Below are 9,947 nucleotides of genomic sequence, written 5' to 3'. Positions count from 1 at the left end.
GCTTTGATCAGTAAGAGAGCTTCGGGACAAATTCCCACTTCATAAGCCCCAATCAGTTTGGCTACAGCTTCATCAGCTAACGAAAATGCGGGATTCAGCCAAATCCTCCCAATCCAGGGTTTGGTCAATCCATCCTCTTCTTTGGTGTAAAATTTCTGAGCTCGAATGATTTTTTGAGCGGCGTGATTGCTCATTGGATCTAGATCGATCGTTTCCAATACCTCGCGGGCTGCTTGTGCAAGAAAGTGCGGGGTGCCGTGTTCGTCGGTTTTTGAACTAGTCATAACTTGCAGAGTTTTTGTTGGCGAGGTCGGACAAGTATCTAATTCGGAGAGCGAGGGGGATGGCTTGCGCGGGGACGCAAGCAGCTCCGTAGTGGTTGATTGAATCTCGTCTCCCTTGAATGCGTTTTCCGTTAAGGCCGACTTTGACGGGCGCGGGTTCTCTATCCCACCATCCCGATCGGCGGACTCCAGCAAGCCAATCTGGGGCATCAGTACCAACTCGCACCAAAATTTCGGGAATCCCATCATCCAGCCCCATACTTGGGGGTTCGCTGATTGAGTCGACTTGAGAAATGGATGTAGGTTGTCTGGTAATGTCGCACTGGCTCCCTGCTTCTTGCTGGGCGAGGTTCCCTTGAAGTCTCGAGCGCTCGGAGTCGCCAACCGATCGCCCTTCAAATTCCCCAGCAACGTCGGACTGTTGGCGTTTTGAGGTGTTGCTAGCAGGTATCCCGTCAGATTTATGCCACCAGTTTTCCCGGAGTTGTACCCCTGGCTGCCATCGTTTGCTCGAGGAGTAGGAATATGCGATCGCAAGGTGCTCTCCAATTTGTTCCTCCCAGCCGGTGAAATTTCCCCGTTTCCCGAGGGATAGGTCGTTGCGGTAGGCAACCAGAAAGATTCGTTTTCGCAGGTGCGGTGCTCCGAGCTCCGCTGCCGATATAAGGACTGGGCCCTCAGCTTTGTATCCGACCATTCGGAGAGAGGCAATAACTTCTCTAGCTCCTCGGTGCAGCGCTCCCTCAACATTTTCCCAGCCGATGAAAGCGGGCCTGCATTCATCGATGATTCGCAACATTTCCCACCAGAGGGAAGATCGATCACCGCCAAGTCCTTGCTTTTTGCCACATCCGCTAAGGTCTTGGCAGGGGCTTCCGCCGATAATGCAATCAAATTGCCCTGGTGTTGCGCGGAAGATTCGCACGTCATCCCAAATTGGGGTGTTGGCAAAATGTCGATTGTAAACAGCTCTTGCGGTTGGGGAAATTTCGACGGCTTGATTGAATTGGAATCCCCCGACTGATTCAAATCCAAGTCGGAGGCCACCGATTCCGCTGAAGAGTTCGAGAGTTCTAAGCATGAGGGAGTTTCGGTTGTTATTAGTTTGTAAGGACTGCTAAGACTGCTACAGACTGGAAGCGGAATTCCAGTAAAGTCATAAGTCGGTTCCGAAACCTCCCAAATTTGGCAATACTCAATCCCGGGTTTCATGCCTTCTAAGCGAAGTGTTTTGGTTCCGGGGAGAAAGGCTTCAATACGCTTGTTTTTTCCCTGGTGAATGCACCATTTGGCATTCTTCAACCAAGAACACTGTTCTTTTTCCCATAAAGTCCAATGCTCGATGTCGTGGCTATCGAGCGCCACAGAAGTTTCGATAACTTTTGATAAAAACTGAAACCCAATAACCCAAACCTCTTTCTCTAAATCTCCTTTGAAATACTTGGTGACAAATTCTTCGACCGTGCTGCACATTCCGCCTTCGGCTACCAAATCAATTTGAGGCATATTTTTCAACGCCTCTTTGTACGGAACACCATTAAGAATCAGCCAGCCGATTTGTTTTCCGCCCGCGTGATAAGCTTTGTCGATCGCCGGCACTCTCAGTTTTTTGCCATTGGCATCGGCACGCTCGAAAGCTTTGATAAATTTGCTGGCGTGTGAGTCTTTCCAGTCTCTCCGTGTCACGGTTTTTTGGGGAAGGTACTGGGTTGTATAGCCGAATGAGATAGGGGTTCCAAAATCAAAATATTCCATGATGTTTGTGAGGGGTAAAAGGCGATCACACTTCAAGAAATCCGATCGCCCGGTTTACTAGGAAAATGCTAAAATTCGCCGAAAAATTTCCACTTAATTCGCCACACAATCTGATGAATGCAACTCATCGGCCACTGCAAGAATTGCCAAACAAAGAAAACCCAAGAGTCAAACACGGGCTGCATTGCTTTGGTGTAGTGTTTCTCGATCAATTCAAAGTCGCTTACTTCCAGAAGCTCTGGATTTGCCTCGCGATAGGCTTTTGCCCAGATGTCAAAAGCTACCCAGCCACCTGATTCATCTCGATCGCAAGTAAACCAGTCCACGAGCCAAGCTCCGTACCAATTCCACTCCTCCCGCTTCATGGCGATACCTCAATATTGGAGAGGATCTGGCCAGGTACCTCGCAGTATGAGTACCCTCTGATTAGCTGGTAAAAAATACCTGTTTTGTTGTCGTAAATAATTGGTGGCAAGAGTTGCCCCCAGCGCAACCGCACATTTTTGGGGACACCATCAAAGTCAAGTGTTGCTGGATAATCGGTCACTTTAGTTTGCATCTTCTACCTCTATTTGTGCCTGCAATTGTTTGTTGAATTTGCCTTTGAGGTCGTGCCACTTGTCGGGTAGGTCTAGTTCATGGGCAACTTGGCTGCGGAGAAGGTTGAGGCTCTCGGAAGGATCTTCCCAGTCCTCCAAATCTGCCTCTAGCCACAGTTTGCAATTTTCATAATTGCCAAGACTTTTGACATAACCAAATCCAATTCTGTCTATTTTCATAAGTTAGGTGGTATGAACGAAATCTCTGGCAGTAAGATAGCTACTGCCAGCTCTGCCAAATATCTTGATGGAAGCCGCAAACAAAGTTGCCGTATGTCGCTCAGCTTTTTCTGGAAAGATTGTCCGCTAGTGACCCCAATATTTTCTATATATATGAAGTCAACAGTGGCTTTGTCTGCCTCATGAAGGCACATTTCAACCAACACCAAGGCGATCGCTAACCTCTCACTCCTATTCATATGGGTTGCGAGTCGGCGAATGTAGGAGCAGGCCCCTCGATCGCCTGGAGATTGTCTATGTTGGTGGGCTTTATCCATAAGTAAGGAGTAATGAGTAGGAGGGAGCGATCGCCCGTGACGACGATCGCCAGGAGGGAGAAAATTTTAGGTGTATGAGAAAGCTGTTATTGCCGGTGCTGAATAGGCATCACCTCCTGGATAAAGTGAGAGTCTCGGCGACCGCTTCCGGGGGTAGTGGTTTGTCACAAATTGGTAGGCTAAAAGCCACGCAAAAAATTAGCGCGAGTTGCATTGTGAGGTATAGGTGGCAGACGGGGGTTTGATACCATTACCCGTCTGGTGGGAATTCGAGGTATGAATGGATTACTTCGCCTCTCGTTCAACCCGCTAAAGCCCTCGGGACTTATATAGCGATGGATTGAGCGATCGTCGAAGAAATCTCTATAGTTGTTGTAGGCAGGCCGTGGACGGTAATCACCGGCCTGCTGTTTTTGTTGTAACTGAACACTAGCTTTTGGAAACTTGTCTATGAAGACTTGCTTTTAAAAGCTAGCTCTTATATACTATGGCAAGTGAATCAAAAAATCAAGCAAATCTTGTAACCCCTGTGTGGATTCGGAAAAGAGCTAAGAAAACTCAAAGACAAATTGCTGTAGAGCTAGGTACTACTGAATCTGTTGTCAGCAAATGGGAGCGTGGTATCACTGTCCCTCATCCTGCTTTGACTGATATTCCTATGTATTGCAGAGCTTACGATTGCAGTGTTGAAGAGTTGATCGAAGCGTTTAGTAATATACATAACGGGCAGCAAGCCTTGCAGGTAGCTGGTCTCGCAGAATCTTGAAAACCAAATAGTACAGCCTCTCCAATTGCTAATCGGGGAGGCTGACACGATTACTGAATTTTGGGAGGATAGTGATACCCCTATCACTACCCAACATGACTAATTCTAAAATAACGCGGCGAAAAACGCTGTTGCTGATTTTAGTCGGAGCTTCAGTCTTGGTAACTTCTGTTCCCGCTCAAGCTCAGAAAAAGAAACGAACCCGTAATCGGAATAGCGATCGCGATCGTCCAACTCCAAGTCCACTTCTAGATTCGGCTGCCACTCCGACTCCGACTCCGACTCCGACTCCGACTCCAGTACCTTACAAGGCACCTCATCCTGCTTTGATACCTACCGTTGCCGCAGGGCTCTTTGGTGGGTTTGGTTTACTGGGTGCCTGGGTTTTGAATATGAATAAGTGAGTGAAAGTGTCCGAAATTTTGGACACTTTTTGAGTTTTGAACGTAGAGCTAGGCTACTGATGCTGATAAGTGACCCAAAAAGTAGCACATAGTGGGATCGAACCTGCCCCTTCCTCAAGGTCGGAGCGTGACGCTAAGGACGAGAGTAGCGTGACATCTCGGAGAGAACGAGACGCTAAACGCTGAGCGTACCTGCTGGCGTGACAGCCCGGAGAGACGGGCATTTTTTCAATTACGAGAATAAAAATGACAGTTGCTGAATTGATTGAAATTTTGCAGGAGTGCGACTCACATTCGCAAGTCGGATTTGCTGAATCCGATACAGTTACCTCGATCGGATTCGTAGAGTGGAAAGTGGGAAACATCAAAACTGAACCCCCAACAGATCCTTCTGATTCCTCCGAAATCTTTCTGTACGAAACCGAGCCCCACTGGCTAGAGTTCGACCTTTATACCATCAAGACCTTGGCAATGAATGGTGCTAGAACTTTTGCGAAAAATGTATACACCAAGTTGCCAGACTAAAGGTCGCTCAACCTAAGCCGAGCGACCTTCGCGCTACGCACCTGTGACAAGATGCGTAGCTGTTCCTTTTACCTGATATTTAGTATGTCACACGATCAGCCTAGGCTTGAGTTGCTCAAGCAACAAGCCTCAAAACTGGGGCTTACAAGAGATCAAGTTCGTGAGTTTGGTAGCCTAGCACGCCGTCAAACCTGGCAAAGTGCGATCGCTCTCCGGCAGGCGACGAACGCCAACCTCGATCGATGGAAAGAGTTAGAAAGTGTGGATAACGTTATCCACGGCCAGGCGTGTGAAGCGCGCGACACAAGGATTTTAAGCCTCTTAACCCTTCCCCAATTAATCACACTACTTGTTCTGGTAGTGGGATTTTTTGTGCTACTCGCGCCGATTCTGCGGGGGGCGAGTTTACTGCCCATCAAAATCACAATTCAAGTAGGAGGAACAAAATAAATGAGCTTACAACTCCGCTTATTTGGTGGCGGCCAAGCTGCTGCTGCCAAATTTTCAGCCACGAACGACGGCAACCACGCGATCGACAAATCAAAAGTGTTGGCACAGACTGACGCGGCAGTAATTACCCCAAACACTCCCGGTAATTTTTCAAGTGTGCGATCTGTTCCCGTTGTGCCTGACCCGCGCTACTTTGACCGCGAGCAAGCCGGCAAGTTGAAGGAATTGGCAAAGGAGAAAACCGACGGCGCGAGGCAATCTAAACGCGCTTACAAAGCTTTAACCAAGATTGAAGCGGCCGATAAAACAGTACATCAGCAGCACCGCAAGTATGAGGGCGCGGTTGCAGAAAATGAACTGGGCAAAAAGCGCGCCGATACTGGCTTAGCCAAGAAACTGCACTCTATGCGCCCTGGTTATGCTCGCCTCGGCTTAGGGATTGATAAAGCAGACTCCGACGCCAGGACTCGGATTGATGAGATTAAAGCCAAGCTGACAGGAGGGGCCAGCTAATGCAATATATCTGGTTGGCTGGTACTGAAGAAGAAATAGAGCAAACGCTCCAAGTTTTTAAGGCTAGTGGGTTTACATTTGAGCAAAGCAAGATTGAAAAGTGCCACATTCTTTCTCACAAAACCCCTTATTCTTGCCTTCTGCATTGGTTTGTAACTCCTTCGGTTAACTCAATTCCTCAACCGAGACCTTACGATGCCGTACTAGGAGGCAAAAAATAATGCGAACGATGTATCTGGCAAACTATTTTGTCGCTGGGTGCATCGCTTTCTCACTCCTGGCGTGGGTAGCGAGCACGTCTCCAATGGCGGCGAAAGCGATCGCATTTTTGGCTGCAGCAGTTTTTATTTTGTGGTGCCTGTGCTGGCTCTTAGATTTTTCGGTTAGTGGCTGGCTCAAAATTTCTGTGCATAATTTACAGGCTATTTTGCTGGCAGGGCTGGCAATTGCTGTTATCGGTGCGGGGGTGTTCTTATGCAGTTAAAAATGTGGATTTTGTCGGGAGCTGCGATCGTACTTTGGCTAACCCCCTTGGTAGCCCTCGATAAAAAAGTTGGCTGGCACAAATCTATTCAGGGGTTAAGCCTTTGCGCTGCAATAGCTTGCGCTGTGACTGCTGGCAACATCGCCCGCGAACTATCGCAGCAAGAGGAGATTGAGGTAATCAAAACCCGCGCAATCACTGCTGATGTTGTAGACGAGATAGCGACAAGCGCGTACATCTCGCAGGCACAACGTCAGCAGGAAGCGGAACAAATTCTCAACCCTCGCGAACACTTGGAACGCTCTCTAGCACTGACTTATGGGGAGGATGAAGAATCAGAGCCAATCGTTCAAAAACAGCTAGCTGAACCCGTAGCCGAACCTGAACAGAACGCTGAATCAGAACGCGCTGAACGAGCGCTGCAATTGAAGGCTAAAGGCTGGGGCAAAGCCAAGATAATCCTCGAAGTTTGGGGAGTATCGAAAGGTGGCAGCCCAAAATATAAAGTTGCTGAGGCTGAATATAGACGACTGATAGAAGTTGACGAACCCAAAGCCGATGGGATTTGAACTTGCGATCGTTCGATTACGAAGCGGAATAATTGATCAGCACTGAATGGCGACCACAACGATTAGGCAGTATACATAACCATTATTTTTCCTGGTTGATTCCCCATTCTTGAAATAGCATTAGGGTGCAAATTTAAATACAAGTTGTTCGACCAAGAATAGATCGACCACCAATTTGTATATAAAAATGTGGCAGAATAAAAACTAGGTGGGTAGTAATCGGTATCAGCGCATTTTAGCCATCCTGTGAGTGCAACAATTTTATCCACTGGAGGTAATTGTCCATTAAGTAATAACGTATTATTACTCGTTGACGGAGACGTGAAAAACAAAATTTTTATTTTAATAGCTGCGTTATCACCAAGTGTTGTAAATCCCGTAAAAGATGGGTTTGCAAGTGGTGCTTTTAGTGCCAGCAAATTTGTTATTGTTGTAGCAAAATTAGCGTCATCTGCCAAGGCTTGCGCCAATTCATCCAAAGTATTGAGCGCCCCCGGAGCGCCCGCAATCAAATTGAATATTGCCGTATCAATATCCGCAGGTTTTGCAAAACTAGCTTGAGAGATAGTTTCTACTATTCCACTACTTGTATTTCTGCCAAGCAAGGTGTTTGCTGGCAAATTTGTTAGCTTTCCGCTTAGCGCTAATTCTAGCGCTTCTATCCGTGCCGCTAATTCTTCGTTGCCGTTATTTTTTTTTTCTTCTATAACGGTTCCGAAAACTACAATACTGTCTACATTTGCTACTAAGGTATCACCGACTTTAATTTGTAGTCCCAAGCTCAAATCTTCAGCTACATCAATTGTATTAGCTTTTGTAAGGTAAGGCATTAGATCCACTTCATAGTAAGGCTCTTTGTTAAAAAGCCTTATTTTAGCGCGTTCAATCCACAATCCTGCGCCTTTTTTTAATAAAATTCGCAACTCTTTGAATTGGGCTTCTGCTTCAAGATTTTCAAAAAGTTGTTCCAGAACGTCAGGTGGCGTGTCGTCTGGGATATATGGAAAATTAGTAGAAGCAATAGACTTGAGATTAATAGTTAGGCCAAGGGCTGTAACAAACCCGCTATGACCAGCCGTCGGTTGATATATTTGCAGTAAATTTGAATAATTTGTAGAATTGATTTCAGTAAGGATTGCAATATTGCCCATGACTTTTTTTCGCCAAAAAACTAGAACTAGATTTGATACTAGCATTGAATTTGCTGCTAAGCGCTTACCTGCGCATCCAGTTTCTAGGTACGGCTCATTTTCCCCGATGTGGAAAGCAACTAGAAAAATAGGAGGCTACGTACCTTGGCCCAAAAATAACAACGATGATCTCTTCCCTTGTTGTCGAACCTGCCAAGCGATCGCCAAACCAGCAAGCGCGAACGAGCCACTTTGGAGAAAAACCGCAAATGTTGCATGGCTCCGTGCCGAATGGAAATTTGATTTTGGGCATCTCCTGCCCGAAGGGTTCATTAGTTACGGAGTTGGAGTTACCGCTCCTTTGTTGCAGCCGGAGCGCGATCGTATTTTTATTTTCAAGCCTGACTTTTCGCGCGGCTACCTAGATGTAAATATGGAAGCGCACGCTCGGGCGGGAGCTGAGCAGCACGAAGCGCGAGTCAAGATTGGCAATTTTTTCTCGGTCAATTATCCTGGAGAAATCGTTGCAACGCGCAGTGGGGTAATATCTGTTGCAGTACCGCGCACCGTATTGTTTGGCACAGGTATTAAAATCTTTGAGCGGTATTTTTTTCAAGACATAGAAATGCCTTTTAATTTACCGATCCTTATTGACGGTGGTGATTTTGTTCGAGAAGGCGATAAAATCCTGTTAAATGGAGTTGCACTAAATTAATATGGCTGATAACTACTTCCACTCAGCTTTACGAGGCGAGCAAATTCACGAAAGTAAAATTAAAGTTTTACCCACAGGTTCGCCAATGCCTGTACCCGAATGGGAAGGACAATTTGTGGCAGTAGGTAAAAATCTTTATTACTCAGTGCTGCAAAATAACACTTTAACCTGGATTCAACCTGTCGCCTACAACACCCCAACACTACCTGCAAATGTGGTGGTGTTTGAATCAGGCACCCAAAGCCCTCCGGCACCTCGCACTGGAGGGGGGAGAATTTACACAAATATTTACACAAGAGATACTTGGTACTTATCTGGAAGTCAATGGGTGAAATTGAGTACAGGTACCGGCAGCAGTTTTGAGATAATTTCGGGTAGATCTACAGAAAATTGGCAAGGAAATTATTTTGGTCTCCTCAACCCGAGCGATCCATTTCAAGATAATTGCTTGCTTATAAAAAAATGGCAGCCTGCTACCAAATATTATTTAGCAATTCAAACTCCTACGATGTTATCCCTCGGAGGGAGCGACGATAACTTGTTTTATTTTGAGTTGTGGAAAAGTTCAAGTTCTGTTAAAACACTACTATCAACCCACGTCGAAGCCAAAGAAACTTTGGCCACAATAAATACGTCTCTTTTTACTACGTCAAGTGACCTTTACCGATTGGGAATGTATATTAAAAGAAATTCAACAAAACTTTATCTAAATTTTGCTTTCAATTTAGACACTAGATTGATTAAAATTGAAGGGTTAGCCAACGTTTCTTACGGGTATTAAAATGACAAGTTTTTTACAAACCGCTCAAGGCGGTATTCAACCTATCAACGGCAAAGCGGGAGGCATCGTAGAAGATGCAGCCAAGGCGGACAAAGGAAAGCCAGGGCATGACACTGTTATTAATGTGGTGAATCAGATTACCGCAGCAACTCAAGTGAGTCTGCCCCCTAACGCTTGCGACCCACAAGCGGCACTGCAACGCGCTCAACAACAAGTACAGCAGCGAGTGCAGCAGATAATCGAACAACACATTCAGCAGGAGGTACAGCAAGAGGTGCAAAATTCTGCACCTATAAAAGATTTACAAGAACAACTGCAAACTATTCAACAAAGCGAGCAATCCGAATCAACTACTCAGCAAATTGAAGTGATAGAAAAAGAAATACAAAATCAAATCAATGTAAGGATTCAGGTAAAAAATAGTTCCGCAGAGAGCCGAAAAATATGGTAATGTAGTCAGATGAGCGAAAAGCCA

17 protein-coding genes are annotated in these 9,947 nt (G+C 46.1%); 11 read left to right on the top strand and 6 right to left on the bottom strand.

What is annotated here, in order from left to right; all coding sequences use genetic code 11:
- From QUB61_RS40270 to QUB61_RS35575, 5 genes are all read right to left on the bottom strand, one after another.
- Window positions 1-284 (bottom strand): DNA N-6-adenine-methyltransferase (locus tag QUB61_RS40270; RefSeq protein ID WP_445300328.1); only part of this gene is annotated, 284 nt, incomplete at its 3' end.
- Window positions 277-1,365: a DNA cytosine methyltransferase gene (locus QUB61_RS40265; RefSeq protein ID WP_445300327.1), complete on the bottom strand. Its 1,089-nt coding sequence runs from the start codon at window positions 1,363-1,365 to the stop codon at window positions 277-279. The genes QUB61_RS40265 and QUB61_RS40270, both read right to left, overlap by 8 nt.
- Window positions 1,366-2,107: 742 nt before the next feature.
- The gene (locus tag QUB61_RS35585; RefSeq protein ID WP_333135669.1) at window positions 2,108-2,404 is read right to left on the bottom strand and encodes a hypothetical protein; all 297 of its coding nucleotides are present in this window, start codon (window positions 2,402-2,404) and stop codon (window positions 2,108-2,110) included.
- A gap of 183 nt (window positions 2,405-2,587) precedes the next feature.
- A complete protein-coding gene (locus QUB61_RS35580; protein ID WP_333135667.1) occupies window positions 2,588-2,818 on the bottom strand; it encodes a hypothetical protein in 231 nt (76 codons plus the stop codon).
- Window positions 2,815-3,057, bottom strand: coding sequence for a hypothetical protein (locus tag QUB61_RS35575; RefSeq protein ID WP_333135665.1), 243 nt, complete (start codon window positions 3,055-3,057; stop codon window positions 2,815-2,817). The genes QUB61_RS35580 and QUB61_RS35575 overlap by 4 nt, the downstream gene beginning before the upstream one ends.
- A 565-nt stretch (window positions 3,058-3,622) precedes the next feature.
- Between QUB61_RS35575 and QUB61_RS35570 the strand changes: the two genes are divergently transcribed.
- From QUB61_RS35570 to QUB61_RS35535, 8 genes are all read left to right on the top strand, one after another.
- Window positions 3,623-3,901: a helix-turn-helix transcriptional regulator gene (locus tag QUB61_RS35570; RefSeq protein ID WP_333135663.1), complete on the top strand. Its 279-nt coding sequence runs from the start codon at window positions 3,623-3,625 to the stop codon at window positions 3,899-3,901.
- 95 nt (window positions 3,902-3,996) lie between these two features.
- Window positions 3,997-4,305 (top strand): hypothetical protein, encoded by a 309-nt coding sequence (locus QUB61_RS35565; protein WP_333135661.1) that lies wholly within the window; start codon window positions 3,997-3,999, stop codon window positions 4,303-4,305.
- A 246-nt stretch (window positions 4,306-4,551) separates the two neighbouring features.
- Complete coding sequence (locus QUB61_RS35560; protein ID WP_333135658.1) at window positions 4,552-4,830, top strand: hypothetical protein; 279 nt, start codon at window positions 4,552-4,554, stop codon at window positions 4,828-4,830.
- Window positions 4,831-4,914: 84 nt separating this feature from the next.
- Window positions 4,915-5,280 (top strand): hypothetical protein, encoded by a 366-nt coding sequence (locus QUB61_RS35555; protein ID WP_333135656.1) that lies wholly within the window; start codon window positions 4,915-4,917, stop codon window positions 5,278-5,280.
- Window positions 5,281-5,793, top strand: a complete 513-nt coding sequence (locus QUB61_RS35550; RefSeq protein WP_333135654.1) for a hypothetical protein — start codon at window positions 5,281-5,283, stop codon at window positions 5,791-5,793.
- The gene (locus tag QUB61_RS35545) at window positions 5,793-6,014 is read left to right on the top strand and encodes a hypothetical protein (RefSeq protein ID WP_333135652.1); all 222 of its coding nucleotides are present in this window, start codon (window positions 5,793-5,795) and stop codon (window positions 6,012-6,014) included. The genes QUB61_RS35550 and QUB61_RS35545 overlap by 1 nt, the downstream gene beginning before the upstream one ends.
- Window positions 6,014-6,277 carry a hypothetical protein gene (locus QUB61_RS35540; protein WP_333135650.1) on the top strand — a complete coding sequence of 88 codons (264 nt, stop codon included), beginning with the start codon at window positions 6,014-6,016 and terminating at the stop codon, window positions 6,275-6,277. The genes QUB61_RS35545 and QUB61_RS35540 overlap by 1 nt, the downstream gene beginning before the upstream one ends.
- On the top strand, window positions 6,268-6,846 hold the full coding sequence (locus tag QUB61_RS35535; protein WP_333135649.1) for a hypothetical protein: 579 nt from the start codon (window positions 6,268-6,270) through the stop codon (window positions 6,844-6,846). Before QUB61_RS35540 ends, QUB61_RS35535 begins: the two co-directional genes overlap by 10 nt.
- Window positions 6,847-6,908: 62 nt before the next feature.
- Here the strand turns inward: QUB61_RS35535 and QUB61_RS35530 are convergent, their stop codons facing one another.
- The gene (locus tag QUB61_RS35530; RefSeq protein ID WP_333135647.1) at window positions 6,909-7,997 is read right to left on the bottom strand and encodes a hypothetical protein; all 1,089 of its coding nucleotides are present in this window, start codon (window positions 7,995-7,997) and stop codon (window positions 6,909-6,911) included.
- On the opposite strand from QUB61_RS35530, the gene QUB61_RS35525 reads away from it, so the two are divergent.
- Genes QUB61_RS35525 through QUB61_RS35515 form a run of 3 tightly spaced genes read left to right on the top strand, consistent with a single transcriptional unit; the run spans window position 7,996 to window position 9,923 of the window.
- Window positions 7,996-8,691 (top strand): hypothetical protein, encoded by a 696-nt coding sequence (locus QUB61_RS35525; RefSeq protein WP_333135645.1) that lies wholly within the window; start codon window positions 7,996-7,998, stop codon window positions 8,689-8,691. The two genes, QUB61_RS35530 and QUB61_RS35525, sit on opposite strands and share 2 nt — an antisense overlap.
- A gap of 1 nt (window position 8,692) precedes the next feature.
- Window positions 8,693-9,472 carry a hypothetical protein gene (locus QUB61_RS35520; RefSeq protein ID WP_333135643.1) on the top strand — a complete coding sequence of 260 codons (780 nt, stop codon included), beginning with the start codon at window positions 8,693-8,695 and terminating at the stop codon, window positions 9,470-9,472.
- A gap of 1 nt (window position 9,473) precedes the next feature.
- Window positions 9,474-9,923 carry a hypothetical protein gene (locus QUB61_RS35515; protein WP_333135641.1) on the top strand — a complete coding sequence of 150 codons (450 nt, stop codon included), beginning with the start codon at window positions 9,474-9,476 and terminating at the stop codon, window positions 9,921-9,923.
- Window positions 9,924-9,947 lie beyond the last annotated feature (24 nt).

The sequence above is a fragment of the Microcoleus sp. C2D2 genome, assembly GCF_036702495.1.
In the GTDB taxonomy this organism is placed as follows: Bacteria; Cyanobacteriota; Cyanobacteriia; order Cyanobacteriales; family Microcoleaceae; genus Microcoleus.
Note: the sequence above shows the minus strand (reverse complement) of the source record. Positions and strands in the feature narration are given on the sequence as shown.